24 protein-coding genes are annotated in these 20177 nt (G+C 66.8%); 10 read left to right on the top strand and 14 right to left on the bottom strand.

Annotation, left to right across the window (positions count from 1 at the left end; all coding sequences use genetic code 11):
- The first annotated feature begins 36 nt into the window (after nucleotides 1-36).
- Nucleotides 37-330 (top strand): stress response translation initiation inhibitor YciH, encoded by a 294-nt coding sequence (gene yciH / locus EGH21_RS08070; RefSeq protein ID WP_004516073.1) that lies wholly within the window; start codon nucleotides 37-39, stop codon nucleotides 328-330.
- 86 nt (nucleotides 331-416) lie between these two features.
- Here yciH and EGH21_RS08065 read toward each other — a convergent pair whose 3' ends face one another.
- Together EGH21_RS08065 and engB are read right to left on the bottom strand one after the other, a co-directional pair.
- On the bottom strand, nucleotides 417-758 hold the full coding sequence (locus EGH21_RS08065; protein ID WP_220617950.1) for a HalOD1 output domain-containing protein: 342 nt from the start codon (nucleotides 756-758) through the stop codon (nucleotides 417-419).
- Nucleotides 759-1025: 267 nt separating this feature from the next.
- Nucleotides 1026-1643, bottom strand: a complete 618-nt coding sequence (gene engB, locus EGH21_RS08060; RefSeq protein WP_220617949.1) for a GTP-binding protein EngB — start codon at nucleotides 1641-1643, stop codon at nucleotides 1026-1028.
- Between the two features lie 115 nt (nucleotides 1644-1758).
- On the opposite strand from engB, the gene EGH21_RS08055 reads away from it, so the two are divergent.
- Both EGH21_RS08055 and EGH21_RS08050 read left to right on the top strand, forming a co-directional pair.
- The gene (locus EGH21_RS08055; protein ID WP_220617948.1) at nucleotides 1759-3039 is read left to right on the top strand and encodes a TIGR00341 family protein; all 1281 of its coding nucleotides are present in this window, start codon (nucleotides 1759-1761) and stop codon (nucleotides 3037-3039) included.
- 61 nt (nucleotides 3040-3100) lie between these two features.
- On the top strand, nucleotides 3101-3814 hold the full coding sequence (locus tag EGH21_RS08050) for an SIMPL domain-containing protein (RefSeq protein WP_220617947.1): 714 nt from the start codon (nucleotides 3101-3103) through the stop codon (nucleotides 3812-3814).
- 22 nt (nucleotides 3815-3836) lie between these two features.
- On the opposite strand, the gene EGH21_RS08045 is transcribed toward EGH21_RS08050, so the two are convergent.
- Complete coding sequence (locus EGH21_RS08045) at nucleotides 3837-4835, bottom strand: NOG1 family protein (RefSeq protein WP_220617946.1); 999 nt, start codon at nucleotides 4833-4835, stop codon at nucleotides 3837-3839.
- A gap of 147 nt (nucleotides 4836-4982) precedes the next feature.
- Between EGH21_RS08045 and EGH21_RS08040 the strand changes: the two genes are divergently transcribed.
- Nucleotides 4983-6011: a DUF7972 family membrane protein gene (locus EGH21_RS08040; protein WP_220617945.1), complete on the top strand. Its 1029-nt coding sequence runs from the start codon at nucleotides 4983-4985 to the stop codon at nucleotides 6009-6011.
- An 82-nt stretch (nucleotides 6012-6093) separates the two neighbouring features.
- Entirely contained in the window at nucleotides 6094-6411 is a 318-nt protein-coding gene (locus EGH21_RS08035; RefSeq protein ID WP_220617944.1) for an ASCH domain-containing protein, read from the top strand.
- Nucleotides 6412-6415: 4 nt separating this feature from the next.
- Here the strand turns inward: EGH21_RS08035 and EGH21_RS08030 are convergent, their stop codons facing one another.
- From EGH21_RS08030 to pdxT, 4 genes are all read right to left on the bottom strand, one after another.
- The gene (locus EGH21_RS08030) at nucleotides 6416-7132 is read right to left on the bottom strand and encodes a hypothetical protein (protein ID WP_425433299.1); all 717 of its coding nucleotides are present in this window, start codon (nucleotides 7130-7132) and stop codon (nucleotides 6416-6418) included.
- 120 nt (nucleotides 7133-7252) lie between these two features.
- On the bottom strand, nucleotides 7253-9172 hold the full coding sequence (locus EGH21_RS08025; protein ID WP_220617942.1) for an ATP-binding protein: 1920 nt from the start codon (nucleotides 9170-9172) through the stop codon (nucleotides 7253-7255).
- 131 nt (nucleotides 9173-9303) lie between these two features.
- Entirely contained in the window at nucleotides 9304-9597 is a 294-nt protein-coding gene (gene hisE, locus EGH21_RS08020; protein ID WP_220617941.1) for a phosphoribosyl-ATP diphosphatase, read from the bottom strand.
- 42 nt (nucleotides 9598-9639) lie between these two features.
- Nucleotides 9640-10233: a pyridoxal 5'-phosphate synthase glutaminase subunit PdxT gene (gene pdxT / locus EGH21_RS08015; protein ID WP_220617940.1), complete on the bottom strand. Its 594-nt coding sequence runs from the start codon at nucleotides 10231-10233 to the stop codon at nucleotides 9640-9642.
- Between the two features lie 121 nt (nucleotides 10234-10354).
- Here pdxT and EGH21_RS08010 point away from each other — a divergent pair, with 121 nt between their 5' ends.
- Nucleotides 10355-11389 carry a PrsW family intramembrane metalloprotease gene (locus EGH21_RS08010; RefSeq protein ID WP_220617939.1) on the top strand — a complete coding sequence of 345 codons (1035 nt, stop codon included), beginning with the start codon at nucleotides 10355-10357 and terminating at the stop codon, nucleotides 11387-11389.
- Here EGH21_RS08010 and EGH21_RS08005 read toward each other — a convergent pair.
- A complete protein-coding gene (locus EGH21_RS08005) occupies nucleotides 11386-11964 on the bottom strand; it encodes a riboflavin synthase (protein ID WP_220617938.1) in 579 nt (192 codons plus the stop codon). The two genes, EGH21_RS08010 and EGH21_RS08005, sit on opposite strands and share 4 nt — an antisense overlap.
- A 131-nt stretch (nucleotides 11965-12095) precedes the next feature.
- Between EGH21_RS08005 and EGH21_RS08000 the strand changes: the two genes are divergently transcribed.
- Nucleotides 12096-12239: a hypothetical protein gene (locus tag EGH21_RS08000; RefSeq protein ID WP_220617937.1), complete on the top strand. Its 144-nt coding sequence runs from the start codon at nucleotides 12096-12098 to the stop codon at nucleotides 12237-12239.
- Here the strand turns inward: EGH21_RS08000 and EGH21_RS07995 are convergent.
- Both EGH21_RS07995 and gap read right to left on the bottom strand, forming a co-directional pair.
- Complete coding sequence (locus EGH21_RS07995) at nucleotides 12236-13441, bottom strand: phosphoglycerate kinase (RefSeq protein ID WP_220617936.1); 1206 nt, start codon at nucleotides 13439-13441, stop codon at nucleotides 12236-12238. The genes EGH21_RS08000 and EGH21_RS07995 overlap by 4 nt on opposite strands.
- A gap of 151 nt (nucleotides 13442-13592) precedes the next feature.
- Nucleotides 13593-14600 carry a type I glyceraldehyde-3-phosphate dehydrogenase gene (gene gap, locus EGH21_RS07990; RefSeq protein ID WP_220617935.1) on the bottom strand — a complete coding sequence of 336 codons (1008 nt, stop codon included), beginning with the start codon at nucleotides 14598-14600 and terminating at the stop codon, nucleotides 13593-13595.
- A 198-nt stretch (nucleotides 14601-14798) separates the two neighbouring features.
- Between gap and EGH21_RS07985 the strand changes: the two genes are divergently transcribed.
- On the top strand, nucleotides 14799-15185 hold the full coding sequence (locus tag EGH21_RS07985; protein WP_220617934.1) for an Hsp20/alpha crystallin family protein: 387 nt from the start codon (nucleotides 14799-14801) through the stop codon (nucleotides 15183-15185).
- 192 nt (nucleotides 15186-15377) lie between these two features.
- On the opposite strand, the gene EGH21_RS07980 is transcribed toward EGH21_RS07985, so the two are convergent.
- The 3 genes from EGH21_RS07980 to EGH21_RS07970 all read right to left on the bottom strand — a co-directional run bounded on the left by EGH21_RS07980 (nucleotide 15378) and on the right by EGH21_RS07970 (nucleotide 17241).
- On the bottom strand, nucleotides 15378-16253 hold the full coding sequence (locus EGH21_RS07980; RefSeq protein ID WP_220617933.1) for an ATP-grasp domain-containing protein: 876 nt from the start codon (nucleotides 16251-16253) through the stop codon (nucleotides 15378-15380).
- Nucleotides 16254-16314: 61 nt separating this feature from the next.
- Nucleotides 16315-16515, bottom strand: coding sequence for a hypothetical protein (locus tag EGH21_RS07975; RefSeq protein WP_220617932.1), 201 nt, complete (start codon nucleotides 16513-16515; stop codon nucleotides 16315-16317).
- A gap of 192 nt (nucleotides 16516-16707) precedes the next feature.
- Nucleotides 16708-17241 (bottom strand): 50S ribosomal protein L16, encoded by a 534-nt coding sequence (locus EGH21_RS07970; RefSeq protein WP_220617931.1) that lies wholly within the window; start codon nucleotides 17239-17241, stop codon nucleotides 16708-16710.
- 173 nt (nucleotides 17242-17414) lie between these two features.
- Here EGH21_RS07970 and EGH21_RS07965 point away from each other — a divergent pair, with 173 nt between their 5' ends.
- Together EGH21_RS07965 and EGH21_RS07960 are read left to right on the top strand one after the other, a co-directional pair.
- A complete protein-coding gene (locus EGH21_RS07965) occupies nucleotides 17415-18479 on the top strand; it encodes a glutathione S-transferase family protein (RefSeq protein ID WP_220617930.1) in 1065 nt (354 codons plus the stop codon).
- A gap of 75 nt (nucleotides 18480-18554) precedes the next feature.
- On the top strand, nucleotides 18555-19049 hold the full coding sequence (locus tag EGH21_RS07960; RefSeq protein WP_220617929.1) for a type IV pilin domain-containing protein: 495 nt from the start codon (nucleotides 18555-18557) through the stop codon (nucleotides 19047-19049).
- Here the strand turns inward: EGH21_RS07960 and EGH21_RS07955 are convergent.
- On the bottom strand, nucleotides 19046-20095 hold the full coding sequence (locus EGH21_RS07955; RefSeq protein ID WP_220617928.1) for a TrmB family transcriptional regulator: 1050 nt from the start codon (nucleotides 20093-20095) through the stop codon (nucleotides 19046-19048). The genes EGH21_RS07960 and EGH21_RS07955 overlap by 4 nt on opposite strands.
- Between the last annotated feature and the right edge of the window lie 82 nt (nucleotides 20096-20177).

The raw sequence follows: 20177 nt of genomic DNA, 5'->3' as shown, positions 1-20177 counted from the left end.
AGTGTTTAATACGAAGGTTTCGTACGGCCCGATGTAATGTCGGAAGTCTGCTCGACGTGCGGGCTGCCTGAGGAGCTCTGCGTCTGCGAGGACGTCGCTAAGGAGTCTCAGGAGATAAACATCCGCATCGACGAGCGCCGCTACGGTAAGGAGGTAACGATAATCGAGGGGTTCGACCCGAAAGACGTCGACATGGACTCGCTGTCCTCGGACTTGAAGAGCAAGTTCGCCTGCGGCGGGACCGTCGAAGACGGCCAAATCGAGCTCCAGGGCAACCACACCGGTCGCGTCGAGGACTTCCTCCGCGACAAAGGCTTCAACGTCGCCTAATCTCCCGACCCCGGAACGGTTCTGTGGTAGCTAGCCCACGAGTACCGACAGTGGCCGCGCCGTCGGCCGAGAGACACCGGGCCGCGTCAGTCACAGCAGGCCTGCTCGAAGGTCGGCGTCGGTTCGCCGGTCTGTGTGGGGTCACACACCCGGATGGCCCCGTCGCCGCGGACGAACACGTTCCACCCGGCGACCGTATAGCTGAGGACGTGGGCCTGCCCCGTCGTGTCGTCGTTCTCGAAGAGGGCGTCGACCGCCTCGAGGTCGATGTCCGCCGAGAGCGAGCGGAGTTCGGTCGGTTCGACGCCTTCCGCGGCCGCGACGGCCTCGACGACCGCGACCGACGGCGGCCGCTCACTATCGCCGCTGTACTCCGCCTCGTGGACGGCCACACAGGCACAGGAGATCGAGAGGTGTCCAGACGTCATGGAAACTGCAACATCCCCCAGTTACTTTTATATTTAGGTTGACGTTTGAGCGGCCACGGCGGCAAATACCCTCTCCGAACCGGCCGGTGGTGTGTGGTCGCGGTCGGTCCCGTGTGTTCCGGTTCGCCGTCGCCGCGGACCCTACCCGGAGGCACCACACCCGCGAGAGTATCGGCGGTTACCGGGCACCGGAAGGCCGGCACCGGGCGCCGTTGCACGCGACGCGCCACGGCGAATCACGCTCCGGTTCGGGACAGAGCGGGGCGGTCAGAAGAACTGGAACAAATCGTCGCGCTTGGCCTCGTGGAGGTGGTGGCGGACCGCCTCGTTCAGGGCGTCGATGTCGCCCCGCTTCGCGGAGATGGGGGCGATGGTCTCTTGCCACTGCTTCCACGGCGGGTACAGGCCGAGACGGTCACAGAGGTCGTTCAGCCGTTCGTCCTCGTCGTCGACCTTGTCCATCTTGTTGACGGCGACGACGGGTTCGACGCCCACCTCCCGGAGGAAGTGGAACATCTCGACGTCGTGGGGAATCTCGTCGGGGCCGGAGTGACGGTCGATTATGTCGACGACCGACTTGCCGTCGACGACGAGGATGCCGACCAGAATCTTCTCGGCGTTGGCCTCCACGTACCGGACCACGTCCGTCTTTATCTCCTCGCGAACCTCCTCGGGGACGCCCTTCATGAACCCGAACCCGGGGAGGTCGGTTATCATGAAGTCGGGGCCGGTCCAGTCGTAGTGGTTGGGGCTCCGGGTGACACCCGGGCGCTGGCCGGTGTCGAAGGTGTGACCGGTCACCTCCCGCATCAGCGTCGACTTGCCGACGTTCGACCGGCCGACGAGCACCACTTCGGCGTCGCGGTCCGGGCGTGACTCGAACATACCCCCGATACAGCGCCGAGGGGGAAAAGCGCGTCAGTTTCCGGCCGCGGCGGAGGGCGGGTCGCGGAACCGGTCATCACCCGGGTTTTTGTCCGGTCGCGTCCCAGCGGTAGCCGTGCGGTTGGTACATCTCTCGGTCCCGACGGGCAAGCGCGAGGCGGCACTCGGCGTCCTAGACGACGAGGGCATCGACTACGTCGTCAGCGACGAGACGAGCAACCGCGACATCGCCGCCGTCGTCTCGTTCCCGCTACCGACGAACGCACTGGAACCCGTCCTCGAGTCCCTGCGCGAGGTGGGTATCGACGACGACGCCTACACCGTCGTCGTCGACGCCAACACGGTCATCTCCCGCCAGTTCGAGGCGCTCGAAGACCGCTTCGCCGAGGAGGAAGACGAGGACCGCATCGCCCGCGAGGAACTGACCTCGAAGGCCAACGACCTCGCCCCGTCGCTCCCGACCTACGCCATCATGACCGTCATCAGCGCGGTCATCGCCACCGCCGGCCTCCTACTGGACTCGCCGGCCGTCGTCGTCGGGTCGATGGTCATCGCGCCGCTCATCGGGCCCGCGATGACCGCCAACGTCGGCACCGTCGTCGACGACCACGAACTGTTCGTGCGCGGGGTCAAACTGCAGGCGTTCGGCCTGCTGTTGGCCGTCGTCAGCGCCACCGCCTTCGCCGTGTTCGTCCGGACGGCCAACGTCATCCCGCCCCTCGCGGACGTCACGTCCGTCGAGCAGATACGCGAGCGAGTCGCGCCCGACTTCCTCTCGCTGGTCGTGGCGCTCGGGGCGGGGGCGGCCGGCGTCATCAGCCTCACGTCGGGCGTCTCGACGGCGCTGGTGGGCGTGATGATAGCCGTCGCGCTCATCCCGCCGGCGGCGACGGTGGGCATCGGCATCGCGTGGGGCGAACCGCTGGTCAGCCTCGGGTCCGGCGTCCTCTTGCTCGTGAACGTCCTCTCTATCAACCTCGCCGTCCTCGTCGGCCTCTGGTATCAGGGGTACCGACCGGAACACTGGTTCCGGGAGGGCAACGCCCGGTCGGCGACGGTCAAGCGAATCGGCGTCCTCGTGGCGTCGATCCTCGTGTTGTCGGCGTTTCTGGGCGGCGTCACGCTGGACTCGTTCCAGCGGGCGACGACCGACGCGGAGATTCACGACCGGGTCGAAGGGGCCGTCGAGTCGCCGGCCCGCGTCCTCGCCGTCGACGTCGAACAGACGAACACGGTCATCTTCCAGCAACCGCGCCGGGTCGTCATCACCGTCGGTATCCCGCCGGGCACCGACCCACCCGGGCTGGCCGCGGAACTGGACGAAATCGTCGACGCGGCCGCCGGCCGAGACGTCGAGACGTCGGTCCACTACGTCGTCGTCGAGACGGCCTCGTGACGCTCAAAACGAGGTTTGAGCGTTCGACGTGCTAAATATCTCGGGTAGCGTCCACCCGGGTATGGTCTCCAAACCACTCGCAATCGCAGGCGTCGTCGCAGTCCTCCTGGCCGGCGGTGCCGGCTTCGCACTCGCAGACAGCGGCGGGACGCCGACAGCAGAGAACGCGACAGTCAGCGTCAGCGCCGACGCGACGGTCGAACGGGCGCCCGACCGGGCGACGGTCACCGTCGCCGCCGTCGGTCGCGGTGAGACGGCCGCGGCCGCCCGGGACAACCTGACCGGTGACGCCGCCGCCGTCCAGCAAGCCCTCGAAGACGCGGGCGCGAACGTCACGTCCTCGCGGTTCAGCATCCACCCCGAGTACGAACGCACCGAGAAAGGTCGCGAGCAGGTCGGTTACGTCGCCGTCCACACCGTCGAGGCCGAGACCGGCGACGTGGACTCGGTCGGGACCCTCGTCGACGCGGCCGTCGACGCGGGCGCCGACCGGGTGGACGGCATCCGCTACGAACTGAGCGAGGCGACCCGGCAGGACGCGCGTGAGGACGCCCTGACGACGGCGATGGAGCGTGCCCGTGCCGACGCCGAGACGGTCGCCGCCGCCGAAGGCCGGAGCGTCGACGGCGTCGCCACCATCCAGACGAGCGACAGCGGTCGGTACGTCGTCCGGGCCGAGACCGCGTTCGCGGCCGACGCCGGCGGTAGCACGACCATCTCGCCCGGTCCCGTCACCGTCGACGCGACGGTGCAGGTGACCTACGAGTTGAACTGACGCGAGAACGGCGGGTCTCCGATTACTCGTCGTCGAACGGCAACTCTATCTCGTAGCCGACGGCGTCGATAGCCGCCTGCAACACGGCGTCGACGTTGTCGTTCTCGGTGACGCTCATGTAGTGGTCGGCCTCGACGTCGGTGGAGCGGTCGCTCTTGTTGGCGATTGTCAACACCGGCGCGTCGAAGCGTGCCTCGATGTCGTCCCGGAGGTCGAGTTGCTGGTCGAGGGGGTAGCCACACTCCTCGCTGGGGTCGACGAGGACGAGGACGGCGTCGGCGACGTGTTCCAGCGCACTGACGGCCTGTGACTCGATTTCGTTGCGCTCCTCCGGCGGCCGGTCGAGCAGGCCCGGCGTGTCGACGAGCTGGTAGCGGATGCGCTGGTCCTCGAAGTGACCGACGCGAATCTGTGTCGTCGTGAAGGGGTAGGAGGCTATCTCGTTGTCGGCCCGGGTCACCCGGTTGACGAACGAGGACTTGCCGACGTTGGGGTAGCCCGCGACGACGACGGTCGGTTCGTCCGGGCGGATGTCCGGGATACCTTTCAGCGCGTCGCGGGCTTTCGAGACGGCCGCGAGGTCGTCCTCGACCTCCTCGACGACGTCGGCCATGCGGGCGAACGCCTGCTTGCGGAGTTTCCGGGCGGTGTCCTTGTCGCCACGGACGAGACGCCCCTCGTACTCCTGGCGAATCTCCTTGGCCTTCCGGCCGGCCCACGACACCTCCGAGAGGTGCTGTTTCAGGGCGTCGATACCCGGGTCGTCGTCGGCGGGGTAGGCGTCGCCGACGATGGCGTCGGCCAGTTCCACGTAGAAGGGGTCCAAGTCGTCGATGGTCGGCCACGACTGGGCGACGTTCTGGAGGTTGTCCGAGACGATGTTCGAGGCCGTCATCAGCATGGACTGCTGGGCCTCGACGCCCTCTTTGGCGCCGCCGGCACGCGTCGCCCGCGAGAAGGCCTTGTCGATGACCTCCTCGGCGGTCGGTGTCGTCGGTAGATTCTCGAAAGGATGGCTCATTACGGCGCTGTAGACGGTCGGTGCGTAAAAACGCGTCCACTCGCCACGCGGCGTCACCCCATGGCATATTACCCCCGGCGCCGAGAGATTGGAGCGCATGCTCGCGTTCGGATGGACACGCGTCAGTGAGGGGGCGCGGCCGCCCGTATGACAGACCGCGTCTCGTGGCTCCGGTTCGAGGCACGGTTGTTCAGGGACGACGCCCTCGAGTGGCTCCTGCTGACCGGCGACCGCCGCCTCGTCAGCGCCCTCCAGCTCGGTGTGTTGGTGACCACGGTCACGGCGGTCGTGAACTCCAGTCTCGTGCCGTTACGGTCGGACACGCCGGTTCTGTTCCTCCTGTTCGCACTCATCGCCGGCAACTTCACGCTCATCGCCATCGTCACGTCGCTCAGCCAGTTCGTCCTCGGGCGACGGCTCGAATCACCGGGCGAGATTCGGGCGGAGATAGACGAGACCGTCGCCTACCGTCGGGACGTCGGCGAGACGAGTGGTCAGCACCTCATGCCGGTGAAACCCGACGCCTTCCTGTTGCAACTCTACCGAAACGCCCGCGAGGACCTCGATTCGCTCAGCGACGTGACCGACGAGACGCGGACGAAGCGGACGCGCGAGGAACTCGAGGACCTCGTCGAGGGACTGGCGGCCCACATCGACTACGTGGTCGCCCTCCTGAGACAACCGTCGAGTGGGCTGAAACACGCCCTGTTCGTCACGCTGACGACGGACTACGAGAACTACGTCCACCGGACGTGGTACCTCCAGACGGAGTACGACGACGAGTACACCGACGCGGTCAGCGAACCGCTCACCCGGTTGACGGAGACGCTGGAGCACATGGTCGTCGCGACACGGCTGTTCAAGACGACGTTCATCGAGTCGGAAGTGGCCGAGCTGTCGCGGTACCTCCTCTACGTCGGGTTGCCGGCCCAGATTGCGGCGGTGCTGGTGACGCTGTTCTACACGACGCCCGGGACGCCGCCGTCGGTGTCACACGGGACGCTCGAGGTGCTCGTGCCGGCCGTCCTGACCGCCGGGTTCGCCCCGTTTCTGGTGTTGAGTTCCTACGTCGTCCGTCTCTCCGTCGTGGCCCGACGGACCGCCGAGAGTTTCCCGTTCAGTTCGCAACTCGACAGCGCGCTCACGTCCCGCGGCGAGTTCGGCGACGACGCCTGAGGTGTCGTCGTGCCCGGACTCGACGGCCGCGCTCCGACGGTCGGCGGCACACGTTTTTCTCCGTGGCGTCCCGAGGCCCGGTATGGCACACATCGACGCCGGCGAGATACTGCCCAACGAGCACGTCCAGCAGATGGCCGCCGCGGGTCGGGTGACACAGATGCACCGCGGCCACCAGTACGCCGATGAGGGCGACACCTTCGAGATAGACGGCCAGCGCTTCGAGGTGACGGACGTGACCCACCGGACGCTCGGTGACGTGACCGACGAGGACGCCCGGCGAGAGGGGTCGGACGACCTCGAGTCCTACCGGGAACGCCTGAACCGCGTCCACGACGAGTTCGAGTGGGACGACGACAGCGACGTCGTCCGGCACCGCTTCGAACCGGTCGAGGCGTAGCGGGTCAGAACCCGCCGTACCGGAGGTACACCATGTCCGCGATAAGCAGCAGTTGGACGAGTCCCTGCACGCCGCCGAGCATGGCGTTCTGTCGCCCGATGGCCGAGATGATGCCGGCGTCGGGGGCGGCCGAGGTCATCTCCCTGTAGATGCGGATTTCGCCCGGCATCAGGAAGCCGAAGCCCTGCACCGAGAGAACCGTCACGAGGACGAGTGCGACGGCGATTGCGGGTTCGGTCATCCGGAACTGGCCGACGGTCGTCGCGACCCACGCGAGCGACCCGACGGTGGCGACGGCGAAGGGGAGGCGCCAGCGCCAGTCCGACCACGCGTTCAGCCGCCACCCCAGCAAGAGCAACACCGGAATCAGGTTCGCCGCCGTGAACAGGGCGAGCCACGGGTCCGGGTTCGTGAAGACGCCCAGTCGGAGCGCCAGCGCGAGGCCCGACGCGATGGTGAGAAACGCCATCGACGGGAGGAAGAAGGCGGTCTTCGGCGTCAACTTCTCGAAGACCGCGGCGCTCTGTTGCTCGTCGAGACTCCCGACGACCGGACCGAGGATAGCGCCGATGAAGATGTCCGTCCCCGTCCAGAGGACGCCGGCCATCACGTGGACGTACGTGTGGTGCTGGACCGACGCCGTCGTCGTCGCGTAGGTCAGCGCCGCCACCGCGACGGCGACCACCCCGCCGGCGAACGCCGGGTTCGCCCGTTGCCCCATCCCCGCGACCGTACCTCGAACTGTCGACGTACTCATACGACGTGTGAGCGAACTGGAACTGCAAAAAGTGTCACGCTCGTTTCGAACGTCGAAAGACCCGGGCGGCAGATAGCGCCCGTCTCACGTGTCGGCAGTCTCCACGCCGGTAATCTCGAATCTGGCGCCGCCGTCGGCGCTCTCGGTGACCCGCACGTCCCAGCCGTGTGCCCCGGCTATCTGTTCGACGATTGCCAGCCCGAACCCGGTGCCGTCGGTCCGCGTCGAGTAGCCGCTCTCGAACACTTTCTCCCGGTCGGCCTCGGGGATGCCGGGCCCGTCGTCGGCGACGTAGAACCCGCCGGGACAGTCGCCGACGGTGACGGTCACGGCTCCACTACCTCCGGCGTCGTCGTCGGACTGGGCCGAACCGGTCGCAGAGCTGTGCTCTACGGCGTTCCGGACGAGGTTCTCCAGTAGCTGTTTGAACCGCGTCACGTCGGCCAGAATCCGCGCGTCCGTCTCCACCACCAGCGTCGCCGCCCCCGTCTCCACGGTCGCCCAGCACTCCTCGACGACAGCGCCGACGTCGACGGGTTCGAGGTCGGAGACCCCCTCACCCGTCTTCGCGACCATCAGCAGGTCCTCGATGAGCGCCTCCATCCGGCGGAGCGACCGGTCGATAGCGTCCAGATGCTCGCTGTCACACTCCTCGCGGACCAGTTCGAGGCGCCCGGACGCGACGTTGAGCGGGTTCCGGAGGTCGTGGCTCACCACGCTGGCAAACCGCTCCAGACGGTCGTTCTGGGCCGCCAGTTCCCGTTCGCGTTCGCGCAACTCGTCGTCGCGGACCACCGCGTCCAGCGCCGCCTCCATGTTGGCGGCGAGGACCTGTCCGAGCGCCACGTCCTGTTCGTCGAACGCGTCGGCGACGGTGGACGCGGCGATGAGGATTCCGTGGTCGCCCAGTGGCAGGTACAGTTCGCTCCGAATCGGCGTGTCGGGGTTGTGAACGTCGGGGTCGTCCCGAACGTCGGAGAGCGCCGTCATCTCGCCGCTCTCGTAGACGCGCCACGCGATACTGTCGTCGCCGGTGAACGACCCGAGGTCGCCGACGAGATCGCGCAACGCCGCGGTCGCGGCGACCGGTTCGAGGTGTCCGTCGTCGTCGACCAGATGGACCGCGTTCGCGTCGAGACCGAGTATCTCGGAGGCCGCCGTGACGCCGATGCCGGCCACCGTGTCCCGTCGTTCACAGCCCATGAACTCCCGCGTCGCCTCGTGGAGGGCTTCGAGACGGCGTTCGCGAGTGTCCGACTCGGTCGTGTGCTGGAAGATACCGACGACGGCCGCCGCCCCGTCCCACGTGACGGTACAGGCGGTCACCGTCGCGATGACCGTCGACCCGTCGCCACGCCGGACCGTCGTCTCGACGGCGTGGGCCGTCTGTCCGGCCGCCCGCTCCGCCTCGAACACGTCGCTCCCGCCAGTGACGACGTCGTCGACCGGCCGGCCGACGAGGGCGTCACGCTCCCCGACCTCGAAGAAGTCGGCGGCGGCGGGGTTGGCGTACACGACGCGCCCGTCGACGGTGGCGAGAATCGCGTCGGGCGCGGCGTCCAACAGTATCTCGGTGCTGGCCTTGGTCTCGGCGGCCGCCCGCGTCGCTCGGTGTCGTTCGACGACGGTACGCACGCGGCGAGCGAGCAGTCGATACCGACCGTCGTCGCCGTCTCGCTGCATGTACTCGGAGACGCCGGCGGCGATGGCGTCGCTCGCCAGCGACTCGCTACCCTGTGCGGTGAAGAGGACGAACGGGAAGTCCGGATGCTCGGCTCGAACCGCCTGCAGGAAGGCGAGGCCGTCGATGTCGGCCATGGCGGCCTCGCTGACGATACAGTCGAACGCCGCGTGGTCGAACTTGTCCAGTGCGTCGGCCGCTCCCGTCGCCGTCGTGACCGCGAAGTCGCCCTCGGCACGGTCCAGCCCCGTGGCGAGGGCGTCGAGCGCCTCCGTGTCGTCGTCCACACAGAGTAGTTCGATAGGGGAGCGGCCGGCGTCCATGCCTCGTATCGAGGGTGGGACGGTCTTAAATGGTCTACCTCACACGGCCTCGATAGGCGACGTCGCTACCGCTCACGGTTCACGTCGTTCCCCGTTCGCGCTTCGAGACCCCCGCTCCGCCCGCGCGCTCGCTACCGCCGCTCCGCCAGTTCGGCCCGCAAGTCCTCGAGGTCCATGTCCTTCATCGCCAGCAACACCAGCAGGTGGTAGACGATGTCGGCCGACTCGTGGGCCAGTTCCTCGTGGTCGTCGTCTTTCGCGGCCAGAATCAGTTCCGTCGTCTCCTCGCCGAGTTTCTCCAGGACGGCGTTCTCGCCCTTCTCGTGGGTGAACAGCGAGGCCGTGTAGGAGTCCTCGGGGAGGTGCTCCTTGCGGTCCTCGATGACCGCGAACAGGTCGTCGATGACGTCGTCGGCGTCGTCCATACGCCGGGAATCGGCGGGGTGTGCCTTCAGGCCGTCGAACCCCTACGACTCCACGCTGTCGAAGAACGCGAGGTCGTGGATGCGCGGGTCCTCGGTCAGTTCGGGGTGGAAGGAGGTGCCGACGACGGGGCCGTCACGGACCGCGACGGGGCGGCCGTCCCACGAGGCCAGCACCTCGACGCTGTCGGCGACGTAGTCGATGACCGGCGCGCGGATGAACACGGCCGGGAACGGCGACGCCAGTCCGTCGACGTCGAGCGGTGCCTCGAAACTGTCCTTCTGCCGGCCGAAGGCGTTGCGCTCGACGGTCACGTCCAGCACGTTCAGCGTGTCCACGCGGTCGTCGTGGGCGTCGCTGGCGGCGACGATGAGGCCCGCACACGTCGCCAGCACCGGCTTCCCGGCCTCGACGTGGGCCGTGATTTCGCTGTCGATGCCCTCGCGTTCGATGAGCCGCGAGATGGTCGTCGACTCCCCGCCCGGCATCAGGAGGACGTCGCAGTCTGGAACCAAGCCCGATTCGCGTATCTCGACGACGTCCGCCGTCTCCCCGTGGGCCGCCGCCGCACGCTCGATGGCCGCGGCGTGCTCCGACACGTCGCCCTGCACGGCGAGGACGCCTGCCCGTAGACTCATGTCACGTGGTAGGCTGGGCACCGTCAAAACACTCTCGTCTCGACGGAGACTCGTCGCGGCCACGTTCCGAGCAGCTACCGCGAGCCAAACCGTTAGGTGGCGCGCTCCCCACCACCAGTGCATGGACAAGCGACGGCGGGACCCGGTCGCGTCGAACGCCGACCGGTCGACGGACCTCTACGAGATAGCCGACTGGGAGGTCCGCTCACGGTTGGACCGGTTCGCACACTGGCTCTATCACGCCGGACTGTGGGCGCTCCGGGGACTGGTCATCCTCGTCGCCGTCGCCATCCTGGTGTTACAGGTCGCCTTCGGCAGTCTGGGCGCGCTGGGCGTCCAGCCACTGTTCGCCGGACTGGCCGCGCTCTCGGCCGTGCCGGCGTTGCTGCTCGCGGCCTACATCTGGTACGCCGACGTGACCACCGCCGAACCGCTGACGCTGCTGGTCGGTACCTTCCTGCTGGGGGTGCTGTTCGCCGGGTTCGCCGGGTTGCTGAACGTCGTGTTGGGCGGCCCGGTGCAGGCCATCGGCTCCGGGTTCGGCCTGTTCCAGCCGGCCGGGACGCTGTTCTTCTTCTTCCTCGTCGTCGGCCCCGTCGAGGAGAGCGTGAAACTGCTCGCCGTCCGACTGTACCCCTATCGCGACGACCGGTTCGACGCGGTCATCGACGGCGCGGTGTACGGCGCGGCGGCGGGGCTCGGCTTCGCCACCATCGAGAACGCGCTGTACATCGTCCAGAACACCGACGTCGTCACCGGGACGCTGGCGGCGTTCGACGCCGGGAGCGACATCGCGGCGGTGCGGGCGCTGGCCGGTCCCGGCCACGTCATCTACTCCGCGTTCGCGGGCTACTACCTCGGACTCGCGAAGTTCAACCCCGAGGACGCCGGCCCCATCGTCCTGAAGGGGTTGCTCATCGCGACGGTCATCCACGCCACCTACAACTCGCTCTCGGGCGTGGCGACGGGCGTCCTCTCGGTGGTGTTCGGCGTCGACCAGTTGGTCGCCTTCTTCGCGTTCGTGCTGGTGTACGACGGCGTGTTCGGCCTGTTCCTGTTGCGGAAACTGGACGCCTACCGGCAGGCCTACCGGACGGCCAACGCGGGGCCAGCGGAGACGGCGTACGAACCAGAGCGGACCGAGTTCGACCCCTAACAGAGCTGTTCGACGTACTTCGCGACGACGTCGACCTCCAGATGCACGGGGTCGCCGACCGACTTCTCGGAGAGGGTGGTCTCGTCGTACGTCGTCGGGATGATGGCCACGTCGAAGGACTCGTCGTCGCGGGCGGCGACGGTCAGACTGATACCGTCGACCGTGATAGAGCCCTTCTCGACGAGGTAGTCCCGTTGTGTCTCGGGGAGGGAGAACGTGAACGTCCAGTCGTCGCCCTCCCGTTCGATAGCCGTGATTTCGGCGGTGGCGTCGACGTGCCCCTGCACGATGTGCCCGTCGAACCGCCCGTCGGCCGGCATCGCCCGTTCGAGGTTGACCGCGTCGCCTCCAGCGAGGTCGTCGAAGTACGTGCGGGCGAGCGTCTCGCGGGCGAGGAACACCTCGAACCACTCGCCGTCGGCGAACTTCTCGACGGTGAGACAGGCGCCGCTGACGCTTATCGACTGTCCGTGGTCGAGGCCCGCGAACGGCGCGCCGATGCGAACTCGTCGGCCGCCCTCGTCGTCCACGACTGCCTGTACCTCGCCCGTCGCCTCGACGATGCCGGTGAACATACCGGGAGGTGGGGCGCTGGCGTCGAAAACACTTCGACTCGGGCGACCGTCGTCAGTACTTACTCACGACCGAGTTGTATTTTTCACAATCAATCACAAGGAATTTACTACCGAGGGTCGTAGCAGTGGCTATGTCTGCGATGGCTCCCCGAAAGCGCGACGACGGTGACTGGACGGCCCGCCACGCGCGAATCCGCCCCCGTGAGAACCGCCCGGTGGCAGTCTACGACCCCGAAGACGGGCGCGGCCGACGCCACGCCATGACGAAACGTTAGCGCTGGAGGACCTCGACGCCGACCAGTTCCGCACCGGTCAGCGCGCGGATGTAGGCCCCGCCGGCGATAGAGACGTGGCCGAACTCGTCCTCTGACATCCCGTACATCTCGATAGCCCGGGAGGTGTCGCCGCCGCCGACCACAGAGAAGCAGTCGGTGTCCGCGATGGCTTCGAGGACGCCCGCCGTCCCCACGGAGAAGCGCTCGTCCTCGAACATCCCGAGTGCACCCTTCACGAAGACGGCCTCGGAGTCCCGGATTATCGGCGAGTACTCCATGACCGTCTCACTCCCCACGTCGAGGTAGGAGACGGTCTTCTCCTCGATGTCGTCGACGCTCTGTTCGGCCCGAGAGCCGTCCTCGTCCTCGTAGGCTAAATCGACCGCGAGCGTAATCTGGTCGCGGTGGTCCTCGAGCATCGACTCTATCTTCTCGCTGTTCTGTTCCCACTGCTCGTCGTAGAGGTTGGCGTCGTCGATGTCGTAGCCGACGGGGTAGCCCGCCGCCCGCAGGAACAGTTCGCCGGCGATACCGCCCAGCAGGAAGTCGTCGACCTTCTCGTCTAAGTGGGTCATCACGTCGATGACGTCGGTGGCCTTGGTGCCGCCGACGACCATCGTCACCTGTCCCTCGAACTCCTTCTCGGCGATGGCGGTGTTGGCCTCGTACTCTGTCTCCATCACGCGGCCGGCGTAGGCGTCCATCACCAGCGGGAAGCCCACGAGCGAGGCGTGCGAGCGGTGGGCCGCCGAGTAGGCGTCGTTGACGTAGGCGTCGAACTCGCCTTTCAGCGTCTGGACGAACTCCGTCTGGGACTTGACCTCGGGGTCCTCCTCGGGGAGTTCCTCGTCACACATCCGGGTGTTCTCCAGGACGAGGACGTCGCCACCGTCGAGGGCTGCGATGTCGTGGATAGCGTCGGGCCCGAACGTGTCGCCGACGAACTCGACGTCGCTGTCGATATGCGATTCGAGGATGTCGGCGTGTTGTTCGAGCGAGACGAAGTCGTCCCGACCGGGGCGGCCCTGATGGGCCAGCACGGCGACTTCGAAGTCGCGGTCGACCAGTTCGCGGACGGTCTCCGCGTGGCGGTCGAACCGGCGGTTGTCCTGCACCTCGCCGTCTTCGACCGGCGAGTTGAGGTCGAGTCGGACGAGGACGCGTTGGCCGTCCTCGAGGTCGTCGAGCGTCTGGAAGGTCATCAGGCGAGACAACGCCGGCCCCGTGTATAGGCGTTTCCGAGTCGAGCGACCGGCGACCGCACTACGGGCGTCCAGCGCCGCCGGTACCCGTGAATCGACGGCGAGACCACTCCGGGGAGCGGTGAAAAGATACTGCGAGTCGAGACGGCGCTTACTGCTCGGTGATGTACTGAGCGACGTCCAGCATCCGGTTCGAGAAGCCGTACTCGTTGTCGTACCACGTCAGAATCTTCGTCATCCCGCTGACGACGTTCGTCGACTGGAGGTCGACCTGCGTGGAGTAGGGATCCCCGAGGATGTCCGAGGAGACGACGTCCTCGCTGGTGACGCCCAGCACGCCTTCGAGTTCACCTTCGGCGGCCTCCTCGAAGGCGGCGTTGACGTCGCTCTCGGTGACGTCGTCGTCGAGGTCGACGACGAACTCCGTGATAGAGCCGTTCGGGACCGGGACGCGGATGGCCATCCCGTCGAGTTTGCCCTCCAGTTCGGGCAGGACCTCGGTGGCGGCCTGTGCGGCGCCGGTCGAGGTGGGGATGATGTTCTCGGCGGCGGCGCGGCGGCGACGCGGCTTGCTGTTGGGGCCGTCCATCAGGTTCTGCGAGCCGGTGTAGGCGTGGACGGTCGTCAACTGGCCTGCCTCGATGCCGAACTCCTCGTCGAGCACCTTCGCGACCGGTGTGATGGAGTTGGTCGTACAGGAGGCGTTCGAGACGACGTCCTCGCCGTCGTACTCGTCCTCGTTGACGCCGTAGACGATCTGCTTGACGGGTTCCTCGCCCTTCGGCGGCGCGGAGATGAGCACCTTGTCGGCGCCCGCTTGGAGGTGCTGGCTGGCGTCCTCCTTGGTGCGGAAGATGCCGGTCGCCTCGAAGGCGACGTCGACGTCGAGGTCGTCCCACGGGAGTTCCGTCGGGTCCGTCTCGTGGAAGACGCCCGCCTCGAAGTCGGTGCCGTCGACGGTCAGGACGCCGTCGTCGACGCTCGCACCCTCGAGGTTGCCCATCACGGTGTCGTACTGGGCGAAGTAGTCGATCTCGTCGTCGTCCATCACGTCGTTGATACCGACGATTTCGACGTCGTCGTTCTCCAGCGAGGCTCGGAATACGTTGCGGCCGATACGGCCGAAGCCGTTGAGGCCAACGCGAACTGGGTCGCTCATACCGCCTAGTAAACCTGCGCTACGGAGTAAAGTGTTTTCGGAGTTGTTTTCGCAGGTGATTGTTTATGAGCATTCCGTACCGAATATACGTCCTCACGCGAACGGCGCGGCGCGGTCGAGTCGAACCGCCGGAAGTGGAAGCAAAGAGTGAGCCCGTCAGAAGGCTTTTCAGACAGAGCGACGTACCGCCTCGTACTGATGAGACGGGACGACAACGACGACCCCTTCGACGAGTTCTTCCGCGAAATCGAACGCATGATGGACGAGATGATGGGTTCCGAAGGGGACGTGCACATCGACCGCGACGGCCCGAACGGCGGCGGTGACCTCCACGTCGACGTCCACGAGACCGACGACGAGGTCCGCGTCGTCGCCGACATCCCCGGCGTGGAGAAGGACGCTATCGACCTCAAGTGCGACGGGAGTGTCCTCACCATCGACGCCGACAGCCACCAGCGAGAGTACCACGAGCGGCTCACCCTCCCCAGCGAGGTCGACGAACACTCCGCGTCGGCCACCTACAACAACGGTATCCTCGAGGTCACCTTCGACCGCGAGGAAGACTCCGCGGACATCGAACTGTAAGGTCGTCCCGTCCCCGTTCTCTCCGTTTTCGCGTCGTGTTCGTTCGTGACCGGCCAGCCGTGCCCCCGTTCGCGACCGGTCACGCGGTCGCCCGAATCAACCTCGCCGACTCCTCCCGAGACCACCTTTTTCCCGTTCGGGTGGCCTGCGGCCACCACGCACGGCAAAAACGTGGGCGAAAAAGCCGGTCGCTCACGCCGTTCGCGACCGGTCACAGGTCGCCCGAATCAACCTCGCCAGGTCGTCCCAGAAGCCGTCTTCGTACTTCGTCGCGCTGTCGATGGTCGGGCGGGCGTTCGTCTCGTTGACCACCGCACGGTCCTCGGTCGCCAACAGGTCGACGCCGAGATACGGGACGTCCAGCACCTCCGCCGTCCGTTCGGCCAACTCGCGTAGTTCCCCGGACAGGTCGACGCCCTCGGCCTCGGCACCGCGGTGGACGTTGTGCTTCCAGCGCCCGCGCTCGCGGGCCGCGGTCGGGAGGCGACGTTCGACCGCGCCGACGTACTCGCCGTCGACGACCATCGCCCGGTAGTCCCGCGCGTCGGGGAGATACTCCTGCACCAGAAACGACCGGTCGCCGGTCGCCCGGTAGTCGTGGACCAGATCGAGGTAGTCCGCGACGCCGAGAAAGGAGTCGAGGTCGCGGGCCGTCGTCACGCCGACGCCGCGGGTCGTCGAGTTCGGTTTCACGACGACGGGCGGCCCGACCTGTTCGAAGGCGGCGACGAGTTCGGACTCGCCGGCCGGGTTCGACACCATCACCGTCTCGGGGACAGGGACACCCGCCCGTCCCAACCGAGCGAGGACGTCGGCCTTGTTGCGCGACCGGAGGATGGCCTCGCGGTCGTTGACCCACGGCACGTCCAGCAACGCGTCGGCGACGCCCCCCTCCATGATTCGGGAGGGGTAGACGAACCCCACGTCGTAGTCGTCGAACGGGTCGTCGGTCAGCGAGACGGCCCGTTCGCTGGTGTCGACGTGCCCGACAGCGATGTCCCGGGCCGCGAGCGGGTCGGCCATCCGCTCGAACGTCTCGGCCCGCGTGGTGACGGCGAGGTCCAGCATCGTCGTCGCTTGGGCCGGTCGCTACATAGGTGTGTTTCCTCTCGCTGTCGGCGCCGAGGGCCTACGCCTCGCTGTTCCCGCGGCCACGCAACAGGACCCACAGCACGATGACGGCGCCCTCGACCCGTGCGACCTTGTACACCCACGGTTTGAGTTCGACGTCGCCGTCTTCCGCCGCGAGGTCCATCCAGAAGTCGACCATCTTCCGGGGGGCGGCGAGTTCGAGCAGTCCGACCGCCAGCAGTAGCAATCTGAGGACCATACCGCTAGCTACGACATGTTAGGACAATACTATTTCGGCGGTGGGACTGCCGCCTGCAGCACTTCGTCGAGTCGGTTACATCCGGCGACGCTCAGCGCGACCGCTAGAGGAGACGAGTCGTCGTCCGGTCGGACGACCAGTGTGAGAAAGTCGTCGCGCTCTGCGACCGGCGAGCGCGAAGTCCCGACCGGCTTACGCGATCAGCAGTTCTTCGCCCTTCTCGACCTTGATGCGGCAGGAGGGCGTAATCTTGTTGTAGGCACGGCGGAACGCCTCTTTGACGTGTTCGGCGTCTTCGACGTTGCAGTAGGCGGTGAACAGCCGTTCACCGGCCTGCACGCGGGCGGCGGTGCCGACGATCTTCCCGAAGGCCTGTCGCATCCCGTCGGAGACACGGTCGGCCCCGGCACCGGTCGCCTGCTTGTTCTCGCGCAGGACCTGGTGGGGGAACTTCCGCAGCGTCATGCGGTAGTCGCCGTCCTCGCCGAGCTGCTTGATGAGGTGGCGGTTGGCCGACAGGCGGGAGGCTTCGAGCGAGCCGTGTCGAAGCTGGACCGACTCCTCGACGATGAGGCTAATCTGGACGGGGTAGTCCGATTTCTCGGCGGTCTTGCGACCCATCTCGTGCTGTGCGATCTTCGAACCGGGGATGCCCGTGATGTACTCGCGTCGGGTGTACGAGGGCTTGTCGATGTCCCGGTACATCGAGGCAGGTTTGTCCGACATAGGTACTCTTGGCGAATACGTGGCCGAGCGACCTGATAAGGGCTTCGAAGGACCGGCGTGCGAGTGGGTCGGACCCACACGCCCCGGAGCGGCCGAGAGGCTGTCGTCGAGGGTGACGCGAGTGTTACCACGCTGGGGTGTTTATCCGCTTCGAGCGCCAACGGAGGGGTACCATGAACATGCTCGTCGACGGCGAGTGGCGGACAGACGCCTACGAGAGTACGAACGACGACGGAGAGTTCGACCGGCAGGACACGACGTTCCGGGACCGAATCGATGACGACCCGGACGCCCGTTTCCAACCGGAAGCGGGCCGCTATCACCTCTACGTCTCGCTGGCGTGTCCGTGGGCTCACCGCACGCTCCTCGTACGCAAGCTGAAGGGGCTCGAAGACGCCATCAGCGTCGACGTCGTGGACCCGTACCGCGCGGACGACGGCTGGCAGTTCACCCCCGAGAAGGAGGGCTGTACCGAGGACTCGCAGTACGGCGCCGACTACCTCCGGGAACTGTACGTGAAGGCCGACCCCGACGCCACCTGCCGCGTGACGGTCCCCGTCCTGTGGGACAAACAGGAGGAGACCATCGTCAACAACGAGTCGAAGGAGATTCTCCGGATGCTCGACACGGAGTTCGACGACGTGGCCGATCACGACGTTGACCTCTACCCCGAGGGGTATCGGGACGAGGTGGACCGCATCGTCGACGACATCTACGACCCCATCAACAACGGCGTCTACCGCGCCGGGTTCGCGAACACGCAGGACGCCTACGACGACGCCGTCACGGAACTGTTCGACGCGCTGGACCACTGGGACTCGGTGCTGGAAGACCAGCGGTACCTCGCCGGTGACCGACTGACGGAGGCGGACATCTGCATGTTCACGACGCTGGTGCGCTTCGACGAGGTGTACCACACCCACTTCATGTGCAACCACCAGTTCATCAGAGAGTACGACAACCTCTGGCCGTACCTGCGTGACCTCTACCAGACTGGCGTTCCCGAGCGGAGCGAGGGGACGCCGGACGAACGAACGGGGAGCGACCCGGCCCGTGAGTCGCCCGGCGTCGCCGACACCGTGAACATGGCCCACATCAAGGAACACTACTACACCACCCACCCGGACGTCAGCCCGAAGCGCATCGTCCCGATGGGCCCCGACCCGGACTTCGAGGCGCCACACGACCGCGACGAACTGCCCGGCGACGCCCCCGAAGACCTGTTCGCGACCGCCTAATCGCTCGGTCTCTGGTCGGTATCGAGCGGCGAGGACGTGCGAGCGCTTTTTGACGCCGAGTCGTAGAGAGGATGCATGGGTGTGGGTTCAGAACGGGGTGTCAGTCCGGTCGTCGGCGTGGTACTCATGGTCGCCATCGTGGTCGTACTCGCGGCGACGGTCGGGGCCTACCTCGTCGTGTTCACCGGCGAGCAACCGTCACAGGCGCCCCAGACCGCCATCGTCGCCGACTACAGCGAGCGGACGACGGGGAACGGCGAGTACCTGAACCTGAGTTTCGAGAGCGGGGACACGCTCGACCGGACGAAGCTCTCGCTCGCGATTTCGGGGGCGAGAGACTCGACGGGCACCGACGCGACCCTGACCGGTGACCCGCTGGGAACGCAGGCGCCGACCAGCATCACGTCCGGCGTCGAGATATCGATTCACGCGGGTCACTTCAGCGAAGTCGGGCCGGGCGAACACCTCGACCTGAGCGAGGCGACGCTCCGGTTGGTCTGGGACCCGAAACCGTCGACGGAGAGTGAGACGTACGTCGTCTACCGCTGGCCGGACCCGAGTCGCCGCTAGGGGTTCGAGAGCGTGACCTCGTCGGCCTCGTAGTCCTCGATGAACGACCCGGGGCCGCCGATGGTCACCGTCTCCTCACCCGTGTCGACGACGAGGGTGTGTTCGATTGGGTAGGCGTTGGTCTGTGGTTCGGCGAGGCCCTGTCGGGTGTCGACGACGGTCCCTTCGAGTGTTCCGGGGTCGTCGTCGGCCTGCACGGGCTGGACGAGAGCGGAGACGTGTACCTCCTCGTCCGCGCGAAGGCGGAGGGTCGCCTCCAGCACCGGCTGACGGAAGTTCTGGTAGGTGGCCGGGAGTACACGCGGTTCGGCGACGTATATCTCGCTGGACATCGGCCAGTAGTTCCCGAGGAACGATCCCGAGAGGACCGGGACGAGTTGCTCCTGGACGAAGGCGATGGCGCGCTGGTCGGAGTTCGAGCGGATGATGATGTCCGCGGGCGCGACCAGGCCGAACTGGCCGTCGACGGTGAGCACGATGGGCATCTCCTGGTCCCACGCGCGGGCGACGGAGGCCATCCCCGCGACGTCGTCGCCGTCGACGTCCGTCGCGCTGCTGACCACGAGGAGGACGAGGACGCCCCGGTCGACGGCCGCCTCCAGTTCGTCGGCTATCTCGGGGAGGTACTGCTGGGGCACCGACAGCATGACCTCGCGCTCGGCGTTGGCGAGGTACTCGGTGAGCCGTTTGACCACCGTGACGCGGGACTTGATGACGTCGAACTGCTGGGCCCGCCGCTCCGTGTCGGAGAACCGGTCGTCGAGCGCCGTCTCCATCTCCTCTAACTGGTCCGACAGCGCCTCGATGACCTCCGAGGGCGGGCGGGCGCGTATCGTGGTCGGGACGACGTGGTCGTTGACCTCGACGAACCCCCGTTTCTCCAGCGACTCGCTGATGCTGTAGACGTACCGCTTCGAGACGCCGGTGTCGTCGGCGATCTCGCTGGCCTTCGCCTCCCCGTTCTGGAGGATAGAGAGATAGGTGTCGACCTCCTTCTCCGAGAGCCCCAACTGTGTGAGTCTGTCCGCGAGCGTCGAATCGTCCATGCTAATTCATCATCTCCACTGTGGCAAGTAATTTGGTTTCGGTCCCGTTCGGGCCGCTACTGCCCCGAGCAGGGTAGTTGTA

The organism is Haloarcula rubra, from assembly GCF_019599465.1.
In the GTDB taxonomy this organism is placed as follows: domain Archaea; phylum Halobacteriota; class Halobacteria; order Halobacteriales; family Haloarculaceae; genus Haloarcula; species Haloarcula rubra.
Note: the sequence above shows the minus strand (reverse complement) of the source record. Positions and strands in the feature narration are given on the sequence as shown.

Bases quoted from the DNA above. Each gene is read 5' to 3' on its own strand.
- yciH (WP_004516073.1), top strand. From the start codon at position 37: ATGTCGGAAGTCTGCTCGACGTGCGGGCTGCCTGAGGAGCTCTGCGTC.
- EGH21_RS08065 (WP_220617950.1), bottom strand. From the start codon at position 758: ATGACGTCTGGACACCTCTCGATCTCCTGTGCCTGTGTGGCCGTCCAC.
- engB (WP_220617949.1), bottom strand. From the start codon at position 1,643: ATGTTCGAGTCACGCCCGGACCGCGACGCCGAAGTGGTGCTCGTCGGC.
- EGH21_RS08050 (WP_220617947.1), top strand. From the start codon at position 3,101: ATGGTCTCCAAACCACTCGCAATCGCAGGCGTCGTCGCAGTCCTCCTG.
- EGH21_RS08045 (WP_220617946.1), bottom strand. From the start codon at position 4,835: ATGAGCCATCCTTTCGAGAATCTACCGACGACACCGACCGCCGAGGAG.
- EGH21_RS08040 (WP_220617945.1), top strand. From the start codon at position 4,983: ATGACAGACCGCGTCTCGTGGCTCCGGTTCGAGGCACGGTTGTTCAGG.
- EGH21_RS08035 (WP_220617944.1), top strand. From the start codon at position 6,094: ATGGCACACATCGACGCCGGCGAGATACTGCCCAACGAGCACGTCCAG.
- EGH21_RS08030 (WP_425433299.1), bottom strand. From the start codon at position 7,132: ATGGGGCAACGGGCGAACCCGGCGTTCGCCGGCGGGGTGGTCGCCGTC.
- EGH21_RS08025 (WP_220617942.1), bottom strand. From the start codon at position 9,172: ATGGACGCCGGCCGCTCCCCTATCGAACTACTCTGTGTGGACGACGAC.
- hisE (WP_220617941.1), bottom strand. From the start codon at position 9,597: ATGGACGACGCCGACGACGTCATCGACGACCTGTTCGCGGTCATCGAG.
- pdxT (WP_220617940.1), bottom strand. From the start codon at position 10,233: ATGAGTCTACGGGCAGGCGTCCTCGCCGTGCAGGGCGACGTGTCGGAG.
- EGH21_RS08010 (WP_220617939.1), top strand. From the start codon at position 10,355: ATGGACAAGCGACGGCGGGACCCGGTCGCGTCGAACGCCGACCGGTCG.
- EGH21_RS08005 (WP_220617938.1), bottom strand. From the start codon at position 11,964: ATGTTCACCGGCATCGTCGAGGCGACGGGCGAGGTACAGGCAGTCGTG.
- EGH21_RS08000 (WP_220617937.1), top strand. From the start codon at position 12,096: ATGTCTGCGATGGCTCCCCGAAAGCGCGACGACGGTGACTGGACGGCC.
- EGH21_RS07995 (WP_220617936.1), bottom strand. From the start codon at position 13,441: ATGACCTTCCAGACGCTCGACGACCTCGAGGACGGCCAACGCGTCCTC.
- gap (WP_220617935.1), bottom strand. From the start codon at position 14,600: ATGAGCGACCCAGTTCGCGTTGGCCTCAACGGCTTCGGCCGTATCGGC.
- EGH21_RS07985 (WP_220617934.1), top strand. From the start codon at position 14,799: ATGAGACGGGACGACAACGACGACCCCTTCGACGAGTTCTTCCGCGAA.
- EGH21_RS07980 (WP_220617933.1), bottom strand. From the start codon at position 16,253: ATGCTGGACCTCGCCGTCACCACGCGGGCCGAGACGTTCGAGCGGATG.
- EGH21_RS07975 (WP_220617932.1), bottom strand. From the start codon at position 16,515: ATGGTCCTCAGATTGCTACTGCTGGCGGTCGGACTGCTCGAACTCGCC.
- EGH21_RS07970 (WP_220617931.1), bottom strand. From the start codon at position 17,241: ATGTCGGACAAACCTGCCTCGATGTACCGGGACATCGACAAGCCCTCG.
- EGH21_RS07965 (WP_220617930.1), top strand. From the start codon at position 17,415: ATGAACATGCTCGTCGACGGCGAGTGGCGGACAGACGCCTACGAGAGT.
- EGH21_RS07960 (WP_220617929.1), top strand. From the start codon at position 18,555: ATGGGTGTGGGTTCAGAACGGGGTGTCAGTCCGGTCGTCGGCGTGGTA.
- EGH21_RS07955 (WP_220617928.1), bottom strand. From the start codon at position 20,095: ATGGACGATTCGACGCTCGCGGACAGACTCACACAGTTGGGGCTCTCG.